Genomic DNA, 18689 nt, shown 5'->3' with positions numbered 1-18689 from the left:
CGTCTTGAGCGCCTTGAGGTTCGCGCTGGCCGTGGGTGATGCCGCTGGTGTAGCAGAGGCGACTGATGGAGCAGCGGCGACCGGAGTGACAGAGGTATCTGCTGCCTCACTGGCGGATTTCAGCGTCGCCTCGGCGCGGGTCAACGTCTCGCGTGCAGCATTGGCGGCCGCCTCAAGCGCGGCGATATCCCCTTCACCATTTTCCTGTGCGAGCTTGAGCGCCTTTTCGGCTTTCTTGACCGCGATGTTGGCGGCGGCGCGCGCCGTCTTGAGTGCCTTGAGGTCAGTCATCGCATCTGGCGCGGCTGTTGGCGCTGAGGTCGTTGTCGCTTCAGAGGTCGTCGTGGCCGAGGGTTTTGCACGTGCTGCCGCAGATTGCTGTGCCGCCTGAGCACGCTGCTTGCGCTTGGCGTCTTTCTCGGCATCTTCGCGCGCTAGACGTGCCTGCTTGAACTCGAAACGATGACGGGCACGTTCTGACTTGCGCGCCTCGTGCTGAGCGCTGCGAATCTCGCCCTTGGCGAAACGGTAATACTGCACCAACGGAATCTGGCTCGGGCAGACATAGGCACAGGCACCGCACTCGATGCAGTCGGCCAGGTTGTAAAGCTCCGCCTTGTCGAATTCGCGTGCCTTGGAGAACCAATAGAGCTGCTGCGGCAGCAGATCAGCGGGGCAGGCCTGCTCACACATGCCACAGCGGATGCAGGGTTGCTCAACCGCAGGTGCCGGCAGTGCCTCGTCAGAGACGGCCAGCAGGCAGTTGGTAGTCTTGATGATGGGCAGTGCATCGCTTTGCAGCGTGAAGCCCATCATTGGCCCCCCCATGATCAGGCGCGCGATACCCGCCGGCGAAGGTGCGGCCAAGCGCAGCAAGTCGCTGATCGCAGTACCGAGTCGTGCCTCGACATTATGCGGATGGCCCAACGCTTCGCCTGTCAGGGTGATGACGCGCGAGATCATCGGTTCGCCGAAACATACCGCGCGCTGCACGGCACGTACCGTACCCGGGTTGTGCACCACCACACCGACATCGGCAGGCAGGCCGCGGCTAGGTACCTCACGGTTGGTCAACAACTTGATCAGCTGTTTTTCGCCGCCGGAGGGGTATTTGGTCGGCACGACCACCACTTCCAGACGTGCATCGAGCGCGGGCAGCCGAGTGTCGGCCTTGCGTGCACGAATGGCCTGTTCAAGCGTGATGGCGGCTTCAGGCTTGTTATCCTCGATGCCGATCAGAATGCATTCTGGCCCGATCAAACTAGCGAGAATCTCAAGCCCCTCGATCAGTGATTCAGGGTGGGTGCGCATGGTCAGGTCGTCAGCGGTGATGTAAGGCTCACACTCCGCGGCGTTCATGATCAGCGTATCGATGGCATGGCGTTCGCGCACACGTGCCTTGACGGCGGCAGGAAAGCCCGCGCCGCCCTGGCCAACCACGCCGGAATCTTGCAGACGCTGAATCAGGTCCTGGCCGTCCTGTTCGCGCCAGTCGCGCCAGGCGTCCATCTTGACCCATTCATCACTCTCACCTTCGCGGGTGATCACGATGCACAGATCTTCAAGACCCGAGACGTGGGGAATCTGGCGCTTCTCTATCGCTGTCACGACGCCGGTGATGCTGGCATGCACGGGAGCTGAAATCATGCCCTGCGCACGGGCGATCAGCTCGCCGGTGCGCACGCGCTGTCCGACCACGACCAACGGTTGAGCCGGCGCGCCAATATGCTGATTGAGCGGCAACACGACCTCGCTCGGCAGCGGCGCGGCGACCAGCGGTGTGCGATTGGAGAGCGCCTTGCGCTCTGGTGGATGAATGCCGCCATTGAAATCGAACACCTTGTGCGAGGCATCACAGCCTGAGTCGGCACCAGATGTACCACTCATCGCGCCATTGCGACCCTTTCCGCGGGCTGAGGAGGACGTCACCATGGATTTGAGTAGCGAAAGAACCATCAGGCGACATTCCTTGCAGATGATGCGGAAGCAGTATTCGTGTTGTTGCCAGCAGCATCCGTGGCGATCAGGCTACCGCTGAAACGGATGTTGTCGAGCATCGGTCCGGCGGGTTTTGGCCAGTGCCAGCTACGCACATCGGTGGCTACTGGCAGCATGTCGATGCAGTCCACCGGACAGGGCTCGACACATAAATCACAGCCGGTGCACTCATCGGCGATCACGGTGTGCATGTGCTTGGCGGCACCGAGAATGGCGTCTACCGGACAGGCCTGAATGCACTTGGTGCAGCCGATGCATTCATCCTCACGGATGACGGCCACCTTGGGTGTGTTGTCGCTGTCGCCATCCAGGGGAGTTGCCTCGCGACCGAGCAGGTCCGCCAGTGCCGCGATGGTGCTTTCGCCACCCGGCGGGCACTTGTTGATCTCATCGCCATCGGAAATGGCCTGTGCATATGGCTTGCAGCCTGGGTAGCCGCACTGGCCGCACTGTGTCTGGGGTAGCAGATGATCGATCTGCTCGACGATCGGGTCGCCCTCGACCTTGAACGCGACCGAGGCAAAGCCGAGCAGCGCACCGAACACGACCGCCATGGCGACCAGTGCGACGATGGCGGAGATCAGGGTATGGTCGTTGAGAAAATCGAGCATGTCAGATCTGCACCAGTCCGGAGAAACCAAGGAAGGCCAGCGACATCAGGCTGGCGGTGACCATCGCGATCGCGGGCCCCTGGAAAGGGCGCGGCACATCGGCGACGGCCAAGCGCTCGCGCATTGCAGCGAACAGCACCAGCACCAGCGAGAAGCCGACTGCAGCGCCGAAGCCATACAGGGTGGCTTCCATGAAGCTTGAGTTGCGATTCAGCGTCAGCAGTGCCACGCCGAGCACTGCACAATTGGTCGTGATCAGCGGCAGGAAGATACCGAGTACCTGATAAAGCAGCGGACTGGTCTTCTTGACCACCATCTCGGTGAACTGCACGACGACGGCGATCACCATGATGAAGGCGATGGTGCGCAGATACTCAAGCCCAAGCGGGGCGAGGATGTAGTGATAGGTGAGATAGGCGCACATCGAGGACAGTGTCAGCACGAAGGTCGTTGCCAGTGACATGCCCATTGCCGACTCGAGCTTGTTGGAAACACCCATGAAGGGGCATAGGCCGAGGAACTGCACCAGTACAAAATTGTTGACCAGAATGGTGCTGATCAGGATAAGAAGGTATTCACTCATCAGGGGCGTCGCTCGGTCAGGGTATTTCGAAGGCGCTCTACTGTTCACTGTCGTCATGCTGTCGCACACATTCAGACACGCTGGTGCATGCAGTCACGATAGCGTATGGCAGTACTCTGCTGCACGGGCAGTTGTCAGCGTTCAGGCATGCAAGCATGTCACTGCTGGTCTGCCGCACGCTGTCAGGAAGCGATATGGCAAAGTGATTGCTGAGCGCGGCGTATTATACGCAAGATACTACTTATCGATAGCCTGCGACGCGGCCAGTAAGGCGTATTGTGGCCAGTATGTGGCGGGTATTGTTTCGTGTTTTGCTTGGCACTTGAAGTAATAAAGAATTATTCCTTTATAGCTTTTTGATAATGCTGGTGTTCGTCAGAGACTTTTCATCAGTAAGGAGTAGGTATGCGTGGAGCAGGTTCGCGGGGCAGGCGGCCGTTATGGGTCATCATCATCGTGGTCGTCATGGCGGGCATCTCCCAGCTGTCTGGCAATGGCAACTTCTCGCTCTCCCAGTTGTGGAGTGGCTTCCAGTCACCGAGCGCTGAGGTTGCGCAGGGTGCGGGCACCGCTACCGCGGATGAAAGCCGTCTGCGTCGCGCCATCAGCGCTCAGCAGAGCGATGTGCAGGTGCGTGGCACGGGGGAGGTGATACGTCTGCTCCGGGATGATCTCAAGGGCAGTCGTCATCAGAAATTCCTGATCCGTGTGGTGGGGGGGACGACCATTCTGGTGGCGCACAATATCGATCTCGCGCCGCGTATCGACAGCCTCAAGGTCGGTGATCGCCTCGGCTTCTACGGCGAGTATGAATGGAACGACAAGGGCGGAGTGATTCACTGGACGCATCATGATCCCGGTGGCCGCCATGTGGACGGCTGGCTGGAGCACGCAGGTCGACGTTATGAGTGACAATCGGTCTGCCTGATACAAAAACGCCCCGCCAGAGAATCGTTGGCGGGGCGTTTTGCTGAATGGCTCTCAGCTTTCGGTCATCAGTGGATCAGGTCACACGCTGGCCCGGCTTGGCGCCAGTATGCGGCTCCAGCAGGTAGATGCCTTCATCATCACCGGCGGCCAGCACCATGCCTTCTGACATGCCAAAGCGCATCTTGCGCGGGGCCAGGTTGGCCACCATCACGGTCATGCGGCCTTCCAGGGCTTCCGGCGCGTAGGCAGACTTGATGCCGGAGAATACGGTGCGAGTCTCGCCACCGATATCCAGCGTCAGCTTGAGCAGTTTAGCGGCCTTCTCGACGTGTTCTGCCTTGACGATCTTCGCCACACGCAGGTCGGTCTTCATGAAGGTATCGAAGTCGATCTCGTCTGCGATCGGGTCTGCTTCCAAGGCACTTTGCGCTGCAGCCTCTGCCTTGGCGCTACCGTCCTTGATCTTCTGCTCCTCGACCAGCACTTCGCGCGAGGCCTCGAGCATCTTGTCGATGCGTTCTGGCTCGACACGCGTCAGCAGCGGGGTGAACTTGTTGATCGCATGGCCGATCAGCACGACTTCACGGCTGGCCCAGTCAAGACTATCGACATTCAGGAACTCGCGCGCCTTGTCGGTCAGCGTCGGGATGACCGGTGCCAGATAGACCATCAGCTGACGGAACAGGTTGATACCCACCGAGCAGACCTCAAGCACTTCCTGCTCACGCCCGTCTTCCTTGGCCATTGCCCACGGTGCCTTGTCGGCGATGTAGGTGTTGGCCTCATCAGCCAGCTCCATCACCTTGCGCATGGCGCGGGCGAATTCACGGGCTTCAAAATCAGCCGCAATGCCTTCACCGGCGGCGATGAAGCGGTTGACCAGTGCTGGCTCGGCGCATTCGGCGGACAATTTTCCGTCGCCGAACTTCTTGACGAAGCCTGCGCAGCGGCTGGCGATATTGACAACCTTGCCGACGAGGTCTGAATTCACGCGTGCCGTGAAGTCGTCGAGATTGAGGTCAAGATCATCCACACCCGCCGTCAGCTTGGCAGCAAAGTAGTAACGCAGGTATTCCGGATTCAGGAACTGCGCGTAGGTGTCGGCCTTGATGAAGGTGCCGCGCGACTTGGACATCTTGGCGCCATTGACGGTCACGAAACCGTGGCAATTGACGCTGGATGGCGTGCGCATGCCTGCGCCTTCCAGTATGGCCGGCCAGAACAGGGCGTGGAAGTAGACGATGTCCTTGCCGATGAAGTGGTGCACTTCGGCGTCGGAATCGGCGTTCCAGTAGCTGTCGAAGTCGAGGCCTTCGCGCTCGCACAGGTTCTGGAAGCTGGCGAGATAGCCGATCGGTGCATCCAGCCAGACATAGAAGTACTTGCCCGGTGCATCCGGAATCTCAAAGCCGAAGTAAGGTGCGTCGCGGGAGATATCCCACTCGGCCAGACCCGCTTCGAACCATTCCTGCAGTTTGTTGGAAATCTGGCTCTGTACGCGACCGCTCTTGGTCCACTCCTTCAGGAAGTCTTCGAAATTCGGCAGCTTGAAGAAGTAGTGCTTGGAGGTACGCATTTCGGGCGTCGCGCCGGAGATGGCAGACACCGGATTGATCAGCTCAGCGGGAGTATAGGCGGCGCCGCAGGCTTCACAGTTGTCGCCGTACTGGTCTTCGGTCTTGCACTTCGGGCAGGTACCCTTGATGAAGCGGTCGGCGAGGAACAGGCCTTTGACCGGATCGAACATCTGCTCGATATCACGGGTGGCAATATGGCCAGCATCACGTAGTGCCAGATAGATACGCTCGCTATGGGCGCGGTTTTCCGACGAATGTGTGGAGTGATAATTGTCGAAGGCCACGCCAAATTTGGCGAAGTCGGCCTGGTGCTCATCACTCACACGCTGGATCAATTGCTCAGCGGTCACACCTTCCAGCTCGGCACGCAGCATGATGGCGGTGCCGTGAGCATCGTCGGCACACACGTAGTGACATTCGTGGCCACGGCTTTTCTGGAAGCGTACCCAGATATCCGTCTGGATGTACTCAAGCAGGTGACCCAGGTGGATCGACCCATTGGCGTAGGGCAGGGCACTGGTGACCAGAATCTTGCGCGCTGACATGAGGCCTCGTCTTGATGGTAAAGGGCGCCTACTGCACGGACAGCAGAGGTTTGCCGGAATGACTCGTGATTCGGGCTGGCAGAGCCGGCCGACGGGATGCCAATACTATATCGCGAAGGTGCGGGCGGCGCGAAGGGCACGTCGCGTAACTGGCAACGCCTCCATGCGCGACCCGTACTTCGAATCGCGCCCGAGGGACCCCATGAAGAGAGTTGATCGTGATGATTCAGTTCACGTTCATTCAGCTCACGACAGTGGAGGTATTTCATGTCCAGCAGATTATCAGTCGCCGGCCAGATCAATCGTCTTGTTCGTCAAGTGATGGCCCCCGGCAGCAACGCCAGGCCCAATGATGTGCCTGGCCCTGAGCTTTCGATGGCGGTATTGCTGTTCGAAGTGGTACACGCTGATGATGATCTGGATGTACGCGAGCGACAGGCATTGGCGCATCAGCTGGCAGATCGTTTCTCGCTCGCGGATGACGAGCTGGCCAGTTTGCTGGAGCAGGCCGAGCACGACGCTGAGCAAGCCACTGACTACTACCGTTTCGTCAAGCAGATCAATGAGCACATGAGCCTTGAGGAGCGTACTGAGCTACTCGGCATGATGTGGGAGCTGGCTTATGCTGATGGCGAGTTGGATGCCCATGAAGAGCATCGTATCCGTCGTCTCGCCGGACTGTTGCACGTCAGTCACAGCGAGTTCATTCGCACCAAGCTGGCGGCGCGTCCCGAAGACGACTCCCGTCACTGATTGATTCCGCTGCACCGCCTTTCTGGGTAACAGCACCGACTGTCATCCTTTCGTCACATTTCTCCTTCTCAGGGGCTGTTTTGGTAGACGGCCCTGCCTGTCTCGATAATAGTGAAGTGCACGCCATGTGCCGAAGAGTGATGGTGTTATCGTGCTGGCAAGTTAGAACGCCTATAAAAACAATGCATTACGCTGGTTTTTTGCCGCATTCCATGAGGAATGTCTCTCGCGTTCCTGTCGTCAGCGTGGTGTCTGGCGTCATTAGGTGAATCGTGTAATTTGCCGCTTCCAGAGTGGAGAGCTCGTACGTGATTCAGCGGCGGAATATCCGGCAAGGCCAAGGAGTTCTGGATGATCACTACAGCGATATCCAAGCATGACACGCGCCGCCCATGGGGTCGCGCTGGGTGGACCGCTGCGGCATTGATTGGTGGCATGAGCTTTATGCCACTGGCGAACGCCGCCGAGATAAAGAACGTGATTCTGATGATCGGGGATGGCATGGGGCCGCAGCAGGTCGGCATGTTGGAGACCTATGCCAATCGTGCCCCGAATTCGATCTACCAAGGCGCCCGACAGCGCTCCATCAGCTGGCGAAAGAAGGGGTGGTCGGAGCGTCACTGACGCATCCGGAAGATGCTATCGTGGTCGATTCCGCCTGTTCGGCGACGCAGCTGTCGACGGGAATCTTCTCGGGCTCTGAGGTGATTGGCATCGACTCGGAGGGCAATACGGTCGAGACAGTGCTGGAACTCGCCAAGCGCGTTGGCAAGGCGACAGGCCTGGTCTCTGATACACGTTTGACTCATGCCACACCGGCCGCCTTCGCAGCGCACCAGCCGCACCGTTCGCTGGAAAATGCCATTGCCGAGGACATGCTGACCACAGGGCCTGATGTCATGCTTTCCGGTGGCCTGCGTTATTTCGTGCCGCAGTCAGTCAGTGAGCCGGGCGAAAGCGCCGATAGCGTTGCCACGCTGATGAGAGGCGCCTGGGCACCTGCTTCCAAGCGCAAGGATGAACGCAATCTGCTACAGGAAGCGGCAGATCAGGGCTATGGATTAGCTTTCACTCGCGAGCAATTGGCGGCACTCAAGGGTGACAAGGTGTTGGGGCTGTTCGCCAACTCCGGCATGGCTGACGGTATCACCTACCGTGATAGCCACGATGATCCACAGCGCCAGCAGCCCACGTTACACGAGATGACTCAGAAAGCGCTCTCGATGCTGGAGCAGGACGAGGATGGCTTCTTCCTGATGGTGGAAGGTGGTCAGATCGACTGGGCAGCGCATGCCAATGATGCCGGCACCATGCTCAATGAAATGGTCAAGTTCGATGAGGCCGTGCAGGGTGTCTATGACTGGGCCAAGGGGCGTGATGATACGGTCATTATCGTGACGGCGGACCATGAAACAGGCGCCTTTGGCTTCAGCTATTCCAGCGCCAATTTGCCGCCTGCGCAAAAGAAGTCAGGTCCGGCTTTCAAAAGCCAGGATTACGCACCTAACTTCAACTTCGGCGATTTTGCGATTCTGGATAGCCTCTATGAGCAGAAGCAGAACTACTACAATCTGCTGAGTGACTTCGAGGCGCTACCGGAGGCTGAGCGGACGCCAGCGCAGCTGATGAAGATGGTCAATGCCAACAGTGACTTCCAGATTACCGAAGCGCAGGCAACGGATGTGTTGGCCAGCAAGCCCAATCCCTACCATGTCGAAGGACACAGCTATCTGGGCGTCACTGAAGTGCCGGCGATAAAGGACTTCGATGCCTTCTTCCCTTACAACGATCGTGGCAACTTGCTCGGACGTGCACTGGCGACTGAGCAGAATACCGTCTGGGGTACCGGTACGCACACGCATACGCCAGTTAACGTCTTTGCCTGGGGGCCAGCAGAAACCATTCTGCCAGTGTCTTCTATCCTGCATCACTCTGAGGTGGGTCAGTACCTGAAGACGCTGGTCGCTGACTAGTCATCAGGCCCGCTTTACCATGGTGTAGAGTGAAAATGTCATGACGTAAAAAAGCCCGCCATGCGTATTGCATGGCGGGCTTTTTTATCGCGTTCTGATGATCAGTTGCGATAGAACAGATGCTGGCCGATGCGTGCGGTGCGCACGAAGCGCTTGGCCCAATAAGGCGTGGCATAGCGTGCGTGGAAGTAGAGTGCGCCATCAGTGGTGTCTTCCAGCTGATGATTTAGCGCCTGACGTGCCACGTCGCGTGCCTGAGCGTAGGCCTTGGGTTCACGTACATCATCCGAGCGTCCGTCGCACCACCAGGAGAACTGACAGCTCCCCGTTTCGCCACCTTGCTTGATCACGCCACACAGACTGTCAGGGAAGCGCGGATCAGCAGCGCGATTGATCACGACATTGACGATACCCTGCATACCGCTCTTGCCTTCACCCTTGGCTTCCCAGTAGGCAGCGCGGGCCAGACAGGTCAGCGGGTCATCCAGCGGGCGCTGACCGTTGGGATCAATGGCACGGGCGCCAGCCTGAGTCAGCAACAAGGTGTCGGGAATGTTGGTCTCGCCCTGTACCAGCAAGTTTTCCAGGCGCTCAGCCTTGACTACTGCGCTGGTGGCAGTGCTGGCGGGCGCATCCGCAGCCTGTGGAGCGGAGCAGCCCGCGGCCAGGGTAATACCAAACACCAGCACCAGGTGGCGTAAAGTGCGGGTAGTACATGGTGCGTGGCGCATAAGGTGGTGTAGACGCATACGAATTACCTGTGAACATGACCTGAGGGCATGGCCTGAAGAACATCATGGCCTGAGGAGCATGGAGAGACTTGGCGGCGGGCGATGGCTGTTCAGATGAGAGGTGACGCTCATTCTGATGGGTCGCTGGCCGATCGATTCGGCAGTCACCGCCGGTCTTTGATGGCGGCATTTCACGGACAAGCCCGATAGTTTGCCTGACTCCATGTCGGCATGACGTATGAATAGCTTCAACGCAGTTCTTGTTAAGCACAGTACTGTTCAACGTCACTCTGACGGTGTCCGGCGCAAAGGGTTCCGTGCCCCAACGGGCAGAGTCGTCGTGTTGTGCCCGCTGCGCGCGACCCAATAGAATATCATTTCTCGTGACACGACGCCTACGAGAGGTGCTGAGCGATCCCGTGGCATCATGATTCGGCCGTGTCATCGTTGGCGCATGCCGTTATCATGGCCGGCTATTTGTGATCGCCAGTCAGGCATCCCCATCTTCTGCGTGTTTCTTGCGTTGCCGCTTTGAGAGTCTCCCCATGACCGAACCCGTCCGTCTGTCCAAGTTTCTTTCCCATCAGCAGGGTATCTCGCGCCGTGAGGCCGAGCATCTCATCGCCAGTGGTGTGGTCCGTGTCGCGGGTGAAATCGTCGAAGCGCCGTTCTTCAAGGTCACTGACGAGATTGTCACTGTCGATGAGGGCGCCAGCATGGAGCCTATCGAGCCGCTGACCCTGGTGTGGTATCAGTCCCCCGGTGAAGAGCAGATAGACCCGCTGACGCTACGTGATGGCGCCCCCCGCAGTGCGCTGGATAACAGTGGCGCAGATTGGCTCAAGGTGCATTTCCTGTCTCAACATCCACTGGCAGAGCTTGGCGAAGGCGAGTCAGGGCTGGCAGTCTGGTCGCAGAATCGCGGTGTCATCCGCAAGCTCGGTGATGACCTTGATCAGCTCGAGCAGGAATATATCGTCGAAGTGGAAGGTGAGCTGGATGAAGAAGGCCTCAGGCGTATCGGCTATGCACTGTGTGCCGATATTCGCGGACGCAAGCCTAAGGTCAGCGTCAGCTGGCAGAGTGATATTCGCCTGCGTATCGCGATGAAGCGCGTGCCGCCGGGCGGTATCCGTGCTGCGGTTGAGGCACAAGGCCTCAAGGTGAACGAGGTGCGTCGTCTGCGTCTGGGTGCCGTCACCCTGGGTCGCATGGCACCGGGCGAGTGGCGTTTCCTGCCGGTTGATGTGCGCTTCTAGTCCGCTCCCCACTGTGTGGAGTCGATGCACCACTGGCATGTGACGGACGCTGAAGAGTTGACGTCATCGTGACGGGTTGGCTCCCGTCGCGGAGGGAAGGCATACTGTGCGCATCGTGTTTCACAGCTCATTTCGCTGACAGTTCAGACGGCTGCGCCTGCGGTATTCATGGGCATTGAAGCTCGCAGATCATCGCGGCGGGCCGTCACAGGAGTCTCAAAGTATGGAAGGCATCAAGCACATCGTCGCGGTCGCTTCTGGCAAGGGTGGCGTCGGCAAATCGACTGTCACTGCCAATCTGGCGCTGGCACTGGCAGGTGAAGGTCTCAAGGTCGGCCTGCTGGACGCCGACATCTACGGCCCGAGCCAGGCGCAGATGTTTGGCGTACCGACAGGGCAGCGTCCGGAGATGGCTGGCGAGCAGGTTTTCAGCCCTATCATTGCGCATGGCATCAAGACCATGTCGATGGCCTATCTGGTCGACGTCAAGGACCCGATGGTCTGGCGTGGCCCGATGGTCGCGGGCGCCTTTCAGCAACTGCTGAACCAGACCGCCTGGGGCGAGCTGGACATCCTGTTGATCGATATGCCGCCGGGCACGGGCGACATCCAGCTGACGCTGTCGCAGAAGGTGCCGGTTTCTGGTGCCGTCATCGTTACCACGCCGCAGGACATCGCGTTGCTGGATGCCCAGAAGGGCATCGAGATGTTCCGCAAGGTCAAGGTGCCGGTGCTGGGTGTGGTCGAGAACATGAGCACTCACACCTGCACCCAATGTGGCCATACCGAAGCGGTCTTCGGTGCGGGCGGTGGTGAGCGCATCGCGGGCGAGTATGAAACACGCCTGCTGGGTCAGCTGCCGTTGACCCTGAGCATTCGCGCCAATGCCGATGGCGGACGCCCGAGTGTCATCGCGGAGCCGGAAGGCGAAGTGGCCGAAAGCTTCCGTGTCATCGCTCGCCAGGTCGCCGCGGCACTGGATGGTGCCGATGCCGAACAGGGACCGAGCATCAGCTTCAGCTGAGGCAACGATTGCCAACGGCGTAGCGGTATCCAGTAGAGCAGCGGGCCGGTATCATGCTGGCCCGATTCTGCATGGCGTGTACGCGCGTCTTTATCCCATCAGTCAGTCAGGTACGCTCGATGAGCATCAAATCCGACAAGTGGATCCGTCGCATGGCGGAAAGCCACGACATGATCGAACCCTTTGAAGCCGATCAGGTGCGCTTTCACGACGAACGCCGTGTGATCTCCTACGGCACCTCCAGTTACGGCTACGATGTGCGTTGCTCGGATGAGTTCAAGGTCTTCACGAATATCCATTCCGTGATCGTCGACCCGAAGAATTTCGATGAGAAAAGCTTCGTCGATGTGAAGGGCGATTCCTGCGTGATTCCGCCCAACTCCTTCGCATTGGCCCGCACCGTCGAATACTTCCGTATTCCGCGTAACGTGTTGACCATCTGTCTGGGCAAGTCCACCTATGCGCGCTGCGGCATCATCGTCAATGTGACGCCGCTGGAGCCAGAGTGGGAAGGCCACGTCACCCTTGAGTTTTCCAATACCACCAACCTTCCGGCACGCATCTATGCCAATGAAGGTGTGGCACAGATGCTGTTCCTCGAGTCTGATGAAATCTGTGAGACCAGCTACAAGGATCGCGGTGGCAAGTATCAGGGCCAGCGTGGTGTGACATTGCCACGCGCCTGATCGCGATGGCAGTGCAAAAACGCGTCTCTTCGGAGGCGCGTTTTTTTATGCGTCGGATTCCGCCGCCAGGCCAGTCTCATTAGCCTGAAGTTGTATGAAACAACCGATTCAATTGAATGTTTGTTGCCTATGCTGTGAGTGGGTCGCCTTGACGGCCTGCGCCAATAAAAATTCGAGCAAGGGGCACATCATGTCATCTGGATCACGCAGCAAGAGAAGCGGGCTCGCCAAGCACTTCACCTTGAGCAGCCTGGCGCTCGCCATCAGTAGTGCCTTGCTGGCCGCGCCAGCACAGGCCTACTCCAACATGTATATCTTTGGTGACAGCCTGAGTGATTCCGGTCAGTTCCCGGATAGTGATCTCGGCGGCATCAACAGCCTGCGTTTCACCAATCGCAGCGGGCCGGATTACGAGAATTCGCCTTACGGTAGCGTCTCGACCCAATTGCTGGCGACGGAGCTTGGGTTGTCGGCAGACCCTTCCACCTCGGTCATCTATCAGCTGGCAGGCTTCAATGATGGCAACAACTACGCGGTGGGTGGCTATACCACCGCGCAGATTCTGGCCTCGGTGACGGAGGAGGATGGCTCCGAGGTGGCCATCCCCGTGGGGAGTCCGGGAGCGGGCACCGTGCTGCGTAGCGAGGATGGCTATCTGATCAGAGCCGAGGGTAGCGCTGACCCGAGCGCGCTCTATTACGTCAATGGCGGCGGCAATGACTTCCTGCAGGGCGTGATCACGTCACCTGCCACGGCGGTCGCTTCTGCGGGCAATCTGGCCTCAGCGGTCGAGGCGCTGGCGGCAGCCGGGGCCACGACCATCATGGTCTCCAACCTGCCGGATGTCGGTAGCACCCCGGCAGGGCAATCAGGTGGTGCCGCCCAGGCCGCGGGCACCTCTGCCTTGGTCTCTGTCTTCAATGATGCGCTTGGTGCGCGGCTCGCCGCGCTGGATGGCCAGGTCAATGTCATTCGTCTGGACACTGTCGGTATCCTCAATGAAGTGTTGGCATCGCCGGCCGAGTTCGGTTTTGCCACCGATGTACCGCTGACACAGGTGTGCTTCTCTGACAGCTGCAACGTCACGGACTATGGACTGGGCGGGGCCGCGGAAGACCCGAGCAAGTTACTGTTCAATGACGGCGTTCACCCGACCACCGCTGGTCAGGAGATTCTCGCCGACTACGCCTATGCGATGCTCGCCGCGCCCTCGGTGCTGGGGCTGGCACCGCAACTAGGTAGCGGTGCGCTCAATGCCAGCCAGCGTAGTCTCTCTGATGAATTACGCCCCGGTGCTCAGCAAGAGAATAAGGGAGTACGCGTCTTCGCCATCGGTTCATCCAGTGACGGTACCGGCGATAGCAAGACTTCCAGTGGTCAACAGGGCTTTGATAGTGAGCAGCGCGGTGCGGGAGTCGGTGTGATGTTGCCGCTGGATAATGCGCTGGGTGAGGCATGGGGCGGGGTGGCGGTGAGTCGCCGTACTGCCGATTACGATGTCGATGGTGGTAGCGATCTGGAACTGGATGGGCAGGTATTCAGCCTGTTTGCACGCCAGCAGTGGGGTGCGGTCGGCATGCAGGCATTGGCCAGCTATGGTGACTTTGATTACGACCTGGATCGTACCGTCACGCTCGGCCAGTCGTCGCGTACGCTGTCAGGTGAGACCGAGGGCGACGGTTTCAGCGGTGAGCTACGCCTCGATTATCGTCTGACCAACGCCGATTCGCTGTGGTACAGCGGGCCCTTCGTGGCCTATCGCCATACCGAATCTGATATTGATGGCTACACCGAGTCCGGCTCGGCGGCCAATGCCTTGAGTGTCTCTGATCAGACATTGCGTGACCGCCGCGTAGAAGCGGACTCTACGGTGAGCTGGCCTACGGCAAGCGCCTTGACGATGATGCTGACAGTGCCGAAGTACGTCTGGCGAGCCTGTCGACCAATGCCTACAGCGCAGAGGACCTTGATCGCGGCAGTGATCACTATGTGCGCCTCGATGGTGGCTGGCGGATGCAGCTGGGGGCCAACGGCATGTTGCATCTTGGCGGTGGCATCGAGACGTGGGATGAGGTCAGTACACGCGTCGAAGTGGGGGCCAGCTACGCGTTCTGATAAGGTCTTGATCGGGTCTGTTCAGGCCGCAATGAGCCCCAGACAAAAGCCTCGCGACACAATGAGTGTCGCGGGGCTTTTCATAACAGCAAAGGCTATCAGCACATGAGAAGGTGTTGTGCTCAGCGCTTATTCGTCGTCGTCTTCCGGCAGCTCATCGCTGAGTTCTTCTTCCACATCAGCATGTGACAAGCGCAGTCCGCCGACCGGCAATGCGTGACCATCCAGCGTGGCCACATCGCCCTCAAGCTTCAAGCGGCCTTCCAGTGCCCAGCGCACCGCGATCGGGTAGATCAGGTGCTCACGGGTATGGACGCGCTCTTGCAAGCTCGCCTCATCATCGCCGTCCAGCACATTGGCCACCGCCTGAATCGCGACAGGGCCGCCATCCAGCGTTTCGGTGACGAAGTGCACGCTGGCACCGTGCTCACTCTCGCCGGCGTCCAGCACCTTGCGGTGAGTGCCGAGCCCCGGCCAGGCCGGCAGCAGTGACGGATGGATATTGAGCAGACGCCCGAAGAAGTACTGCACGAACAGCGGCGTCAGAATACGCATGAAGCCCGCCAGTACGACGAGGTCCGGCGAGTGACGCTCGATGACCTTGATCAACGCGCTATCGTACGCTTCACGCGAGTCATACTCTGTGTGTGGCAGCACGACAGCATCGATGCCGGCTTCACGGGCACGTACCAGCCCGTAGGCGTCGGCCGTATTGGAGACGACGGCAACCACGTCGCCGCCCAGTTCGTCATGTTCCTGTGCGTCCAGCAGCGCTTGCAGATTACTGCCGCTACCAGAAATCAGCACTACGACACTGGGGCGCTCTACCGTGTCATCGGCTTCGAATCCGTTACCGAATCCGCCGAGCGTGCTGCCGTCGGTGGGTGTGGTATTCGGATCAATCATGCCGACAGATTCTCCAGTTGGACCTGTTCTTCCTCACCCTGACGGGTGCGGATGCTGCCGAGGGTGAAGACAGTCTCGCCACTCGCTTCCAGGTGTGCACGTGCAGCGGCGGCATCAGTGGCCGAGACGACCACGACCATGCCGACGCCACAGTTGAGCACGCGGTGCATTTCGTGTTCTTCGACATTGCCCTGCTGCTGCAGCCAGTCGAATACCGCCGGACGCTTCCAGCTGGCGATGTCGATTTCAGCGGTGCAATCCTTCGGCATCACGCGCGGGATGTTCTCCAGCAGGCCACCGCCGGTGATGTGGGACATGGCGTGCACGCTGAGGCCGGATTCGCGCAGCAGTGACAGCAGCGGCTTGACGTAGATGCGTGTCGGCGCCATCAGGGCGTCAGCCAGCGGCTGGCCGTCGATGTCCTGCTCGAGCAGAGACGCATCAGCGACTTCAAGGATCTTGCGGATCAATGAATAGCCGTTGGAGTGCGGGCCGGAGGATGCGAGGCCCAGAATCACGTCACCGGCACCGACCTTGCTGCCGTCGAGGATCTCGGACTTCTCGACCACACCGACGCAGAAACCGGCCAGATCATAGTCGCTGCCTTCGTACATGCCGGGCATCTCGGCAGTTTCACCACCGACCAGTGCGCAGCCAGATTGCAGGCAGCCTTCACCGATGCCTGTCACCACGTCAGCGGCGATGTCGATGTCGAGCTTGCCGGTCGCGTAGTAATCGAGGAACTGCAGCGGCTCGGCGCCAGCGACGACCAGGTCATTGACGCACATGGCGACCAGATCGATGCCGATGGTGTCGTGACGATTGAGGTCCATGGCCAGGCGCAGCTTGGTGCCGACGCCGTCAGTACCGGTGACCAGCACAGGCTGGCGATAACCGGCCGGCAGTTCGCACAGGGCGCCGAAGCCACCCAACCCCCCCATCACTTCAGGGCGGTGAGTGCGCTTGGCGACACCCTTGATGCGTTCTACAAGGGCGTTGCCTGCATCGATATCGACACCGGCGTCCTTGTAGCTCAGGGAAGTCTTGCTAGGCGAGGAGTCCTGGGGGCGTTGCGTCATGTGCGGTTCCTGTCGGTGCGGCCTGGGCGGTGAGACACGATCGATCGGGGGGAATTGAAGGCGGCTATTGTAGCATTGCGCATCACGGCTGACACTGTGCCGATTCACAAAAACCACCTGAAATGTGAATGATGTGAACAGGTTGAGGCTTTCATGGCGTACCTGTCGCAAGGCATCCCAGCATTGGCGGTCTTCGTGCCTTGTGAGTGACTCGGGGACAGGCAACAATGACGCATCGAGTATGATCCGTTCCACGTGACATGGCATCGCCGCCATACAGGCACCTTTCAAGGAGTGATGATGCAGCGTAAATGGTGGTTGTTGGCAGCGGGCATGGCCTTCGTTGGTTTGCTGGTGCTGCTCGAACCGATTCTGATGCCGTTCTTCATCGGCATGATTCTCGCCTACCTCGGCGATCCGCTGGCGGACTGGCTGGAAGAGCGAGGCCTGTCGCGGCGTCTGGCCGTCAGCCTGGTGTTCAGCGTGCTGTCGGTGGTACTGCTGATCGCCGTGCTGATACTGGTGCCGCTACTGGGGCGTCAGCTCGCGCAGTTGATCAGCTTCATGCCGATGGTCTTCAACTGGATTCGAGAAACCGTACTGCCTGAGATTCAGTCATTCACCGGCATGGATTTCAGTGCTGACTTTGATCAGGTACGTAGTCTGCTGCTGGGTAACTGGAAAGAAACCGGCACCTTCGCGGCGGCGCTGCTGGGCACGGTCTCCAAGTCCGGGCTGGCGATGGCCATCTGGTTGGGCAACATCGCGCTGATTCCGGTGGTCACCTTCTATCTGTTGCTCGATTGGGACCGCATGAAAGACAAGCTGCAAGCCTTGCTGCCGCGGCACATGGAGCCCACCGCCACCAAGCTTGCGCATGATTGTGATGAGGTGCTGGGTGCCTTCCTGCGCGGTCAGCTGCTAGTGATGCTGGCGCTGGGAATCGTCTATGCCATCGGCCTTGCCATCATCGGCCTCAAGTTTGCGCTGTTGATCGGGCTGATCGCCGGGCTTGCCAGTATCGTGCCGTATCTGGGCGTGATCGTCGGCATAGTGATCGCCGCGACCGTCGCCTTCTTCCAGTTTGGGGAATGGTGGGCACTGCTGGCAGTGGGCGGCGTCTTTGCGCTGGGACAGTTACTGGAAGGCGTGGTGTTGCAACCGCTGCTGTTGGGCGACAAGATCGGACTGCATCCAGTGGCCGTCATCTTTGCGGTCATGGCGGGCGGGCAGTTGTTCGGCTTCACCGGCATTCTGCTTGCCTTACCGATGGCTGCGGTCATCATGGTGGTCTTGCGTTATCTGCTAGATCGCTATAAAAACAGTACTTTATATGACCAACAGCGAGATTCTCGCGGGGTGACCTCTTCCGCTGAAGCAGGAGCAGAGACCTCCGCGACTCAGGACTCTCATTGATGAGTCGCCGCGTGATGCTTGATCACGGTAACAACAAACAGCACAACGGATGGCAATGACTCAAGGACAGATGGCGCTCGGTGTCGGGGTACGCGACGCTGCCACCTTCAGCAACTATCACTTCACTTCCACCTCGCTGGCGGAGGCTCTCAAAGGACAGCTCTCCCCCGGCGGGGAGCCGTTCGTCTACCTCTGGGGCGGCGAGCAGAGTGGTCGCAGTCATTTGCTGCAGGCGGCGTGCCATCTGGCGGGGGAGCAGGGCAAGCGTGCCTTCTACCTGCCACTCAATGAGATAGGTCACTTTCCGCCGCACATGCTGGAAGGACTGGATGAGATGGATCTGGTCGCCATTGATGACCTTGATGGCGTCATCGGGCGCAAGCGCTGGGAAGAGGCGCTGTTCCACCTCTACAACCGTCTGCGCGATGGTGGCCGTCATCTGTTGGTCAGTGCCAGCTGCGCACCGCGCCTGCTGCCCGCGACCCTGCCGGACCTCGCCTCGC

The 18689-nt window shown here is 59.4% G+C and carries 17 protein-coding genes; 10 read left to right on the top strand and 7 right to left on the bottom strand.

Annotated features, from left to right (window positions below; translation table 11 throughout):
* From rsxC to rsxA, 3 genes are all read right to left on the bottom strand, one after another.
* Window positions 1–1956: electron transport complex subunit RsxC (gene rsxC, locus BF12_RS0108030; protein ID WP_024951832.1), on the bottom strand; the 1956-nt coding region annotated here is incomplete at its 3' end.
* The gene (rsxB, locus tag BF12_RS0108025) at window positions 1956–2609 is read right to left on the bottom strand and encodes an electron transport complex subunit RsxB (protein ID WP_024951831.1); all 654 of its coding nucleotides are present in this window, start codon (window positions 2607–2609) and stop codon (window positions 1956–1958) included. The genes rsxB and rsxC, both read right to left, overlap by 1 nt.
* A 1-nt stretch (window position 2610) precedes the next feature.
* Complete coding sequence (rsxA, locus tag BF12_RS0108020; protein ID WP_024951830.1) at window positions 2611–3192, bottom strand: electron transport complex subunit RsxA; 582 nt, start codon at window positions 3190–3192, stop codon at window positions 2611–2613.
* A 405-nt stretch (window positions 3193–3597) separates the two neighbouring features.
* On the opposite strand from rsxA, the gene BF12_RS19240 reads away from it, so the two are divergent.
* On the top strand, window positions 3598–4104 hold the full coding sequence (locus tag BF12_RS19240; RefSeq protein WP_024951829.1) for a DUF3465 domain-containing protein: 507 nt from the start codon (window positions 3598–3600) through the stop codon (window positions 4102–4104).
* A 91-nt stretch (window positions 4105–4195) separates the two neighbouring features.
* Here BF12_RS19240 and metG read toward each other — a convergent pair whose 3' ends face one another.
* The gene (metG, locus tag BF12_RS0108010) at window positions 4196–6244 is read right to left on the bottom strand and encodes a methionine--tRNA ligase (protein WP_024951828.1); all 2049 of its coding nucleotides are present in this window, start codon (window positions 6242–6244) and stop codon (window positions 4196–4198) included.
* Between the two features lie 267 nt (window positions 6245–6511).
* Here metG and BF12_RS0108005 point away from each other — a divergent pair, with 267 nt between their 5' ends.
* From BF12_RS0108005 to BF12_RS19235, 3 genes are all read left to right on the top strand, one after another.
* Window positions 6512–6997 (top strand): tellurite resistance TerB family protein, encoded by a 486-nt coding sequence (locus tag BF12_RS0108005; RefSeq protein ID WP_024951827.1) that lies wholly within the window; start codon window positions 6512–6514, stop codon window positions 6995–6997.
* A gap of 351 nt (window positions 6998–7348) precedes the next feature.
* Entirely contained in the window at window positions 7349–7621 is a 273-nt protein-coding gene (locus tag BF12_RS22745) for a hypothetical protein (protein WP_248623643.1), read from the top strand.
* The gene (locus tag BF12_RS19235; RefSeq protein ID WP_248623642.1) at window positions 7603–8970 is read left to right on the top strand and encodes an alkaline phosphatase; all 1368 of its coding nucleotides are present in this window, start codon (window positions 7603–7605) and stop codon (window positions 8968–8970) included. The genes BF12_RS22745 and BF12_RS19235 overlap by 19 nt, the downstream gene beginning before the upstream one ends.
* 101 nt (window positions 8971–9071) lie before the next feature.
* Here BF12_RS19235 and BF12_RS19230 read toward each other — a convergent pair whose 3' ends face one another.
* Complete coding sequence (locus BF12_RS19230; RefSeq protein ID WP_211242408.1) at window positions 9072–9719, bottom strand: cell wall hydrolase; 648 nt, start codon at window positions 9717–9719, stop codon at window positions 9072–9074.
* Window positions 9720–10246: 527 nt separating this feature from the next.
* Between BF12_RS19230 and BF12_RS0107990 the strand changes: the two genes are divergently transcribed.
* From BF12_RS0107990 to BF12_RS19220, 4 genes are all read left to right on the top strand, one after another.
* Window positions 10247–10960 carry an RNA pseudouridine synthase gene (locus BF12_RS0107990; protein ID WP_024951826.1) on the top strand — a complete coding sequence of 238 codons (714 nt, stop codon included), beginning with the start codon at window positions 10247–10249 and terminating at the stop codon, window positions 10958–10960.
* A gap of 223 nt (window positions 10961–11183) precedes the next feature.
* Entirely contained in the window at window positions 11184–11984 is an 801-nt protein-coding gene (gene apbC / locus BF12_RS19225) for an iron-sulfur cluster carrier protein ApbC (protein WP_084488025.1), read from the top strand.
* A gap of 119 nt (window positions 11985–12103) precedes the next feature.
* A complete protein-coding gene (dcd, locus tag BF12_RS0107980) occupies window positions 12104–12670 on the top strand; it encodes a dCTP deaminase (protein ID WP_024951825.1) in 567 nt (188 codons plus the stop codon).
* Between the two features lie 190 nt (window positions 12671–12860).
* Window positions 12861–14894: an autotransporter domain-containing protein gene (locus tag BF12_RS19220; RefSeq protein WP_024951824.1), complete on the top strand. Its 2034-nt coding sequence runs from the start codon at window positions 12861–12863 to the stop codon at window positions 14892–14894.
* Between the two features lie 20 nt (window positions 14895–14914).
* On the opposite strand, the gene purN is transcribed toward BF12_RS19220, so the two are convergent.
* Entirely contained in the window at window positions 14915–15691 is a 777-nt protein-coding gene (purN, locus tag BF12_RS0107970; RefSeq protein ID WP_024951823.1) for a phosphoribosylglycinamide formyltransferase, read from the bottom strand.
* Window positions 15688–16770, bottom strand: a complete 1083-nt coding sequence (gene purM, locus BF12_RS0107965) for a phosphoribosylformylglycinamidine cyclo-ligase (protein ID WP_024951822.1) — start codon at window positions 16768–16770, stop codon at window positions 15688–15690. Before purM ends, purN begins: the two co-directional genes overlap by 4 nt.
* Window positions 16771–17070: 300 nt before the next feature.
* Here purM and BF12_RS0107960 point away from each other — a divergent pair, with 300 nt between their 5' ends.
* Together BF12_RS0107960 and BF12_RS0107955 are read left to right on the top strand one after the other, a co-directional pair.
* Window positions 17071–18186, top strand: a complete 1116-nt coding sequence (locus tag BF12_RS0107960; protein ID WP_024951821.1) for an AI-2E family transporter — start codon at window positions 17071–17073, stop codon at window positions 18184–18186.
* A gap of 49 nt (window positions 18187–18235) precedes the next feature.
* The coding region (locus tag BF12_RS0107955) for a DnaA ATPase domain-containing protein (protein ID WP_024951820.1) at window positions 18236–18689 on the top strand (454 nt) is incomplete at its 3' end.

Origin of the sequence: Cobetia crustatorum, assembly GCF_000591415.1 — a bacterium.
GTDB lineage: Bacteria > Pseudomonadota > Gammaproteobacteria > Pseudomonadales > Halomonadaceae > Cobetia > Cobetia crustatorum.
The sequence above is the reverse complement of the archived record's forward strand: the minus strand, read 5'-3'. Positions and strand labels throughout refer to the sequence as shown.

What these genes read in the sequence shown, in the direction of transcription:
- BF12_RS19240 (WP_024951829.1), top strand. Translation starts at nt 3,598, where the DNA reads ATGCGTGGAGCAGGTTCGCGGGGCAGGCGGCCGTTATGGGTCATCATC.
- apbC (WP_084488025.1), top strand. Translation starts at nt 11,184, where the DNA reads ATGGAAGGCATCAAGCACATCGTCGCGGTCGCTTCTGGCAAGGGTGGC.
- BF12_RS19220 (WP_024951824.1), top strand. Translation starts at nt 12,861, where the DNA reads ATGTCATCTGGATCACGCAGCAAGAGAAGCGGGCTCGCCAAGCACTTC.
- BF12_RS0108005 (WP_024951827.1), top strand. Translation starts at nt 6,512, where the DNA reads ATGTCCAGCAGATTATCAGTCGCCGGCCAGATCAATCGTCTTGTTCGT.
- BF12_RS22745 (WP_248623643.1), top strand. Translation starts at nt 7,349, where the DNA reads ATGATCACTACAGCGATATCCAAGCATGACACGCGCCGCCCATGGGGT.
- rsxB (WP_024951831.1), bottom strand. Translation starts at nt 2,609, where the DNA reads ATGCTCGATTTTCTCAACGACCATACCCTGATCTCCGCCATCGTCGCA.
- metG (WP_024951828.1), bottom strand. Translation starts at nt 6,244, where the DNA reads ATGTCAGCGCGCAAGATTCTGGTCACCAGTGCCCTGCCCTACGCCAAT.
- purN (WP_024951823.1), bottom strand. Translation starts at nt 15,691, where the DNA reads ATGATTGATCCGAATACCACACCCACCGACGGCAGCACGCTCGGCGGA.
- BF12_RS0107990 (WP_024951826.1), top strand. Translation starts at nt 10,247, where the DNA reads ATGACCGAACCCGTCCGTCTGTCCAAGTTTCTTTCCCATCAGCAGGGT.
- purM (WP_024951822.1), bottom strand. Translation starts at nt 16,770, where the DNA reads ATGACGCAACGCCCCCAGGACTCCTCGCCTAGCAAGACTTCCCTGAGC.
- BF12_RS19230 (WP_211242408.1), bottom strand. Translation starts at nt 9,719, where the DNA reads ATGCGTCTACACCACCTTATGCGCCACGCACCATGTACTACCCGCACT.
- BF12_RS0107960 (WP_024951821.1), top strand. Translation starts at nt 17,071, where the DNA reads ATGCAGCGTAAATGGTGGTTGTTGGCAGCGGGCATGGCCTTCGTTGGT.
- rsxA (WP_024951830.1), bottom strand. Translation starts at nt 3,192, where the DNA reads ATGAGTGAATACCTTCTTATCCTGATCAGCACCATTCTGGTCAACAAT.
- dcd (WP_024951825.1), top strand. Translation starts at nt 12,104, where the DNA reads ATGAGCATCAAATCCGACAAGTGGATCCGTCGCATGGCGGAAAGCCAC.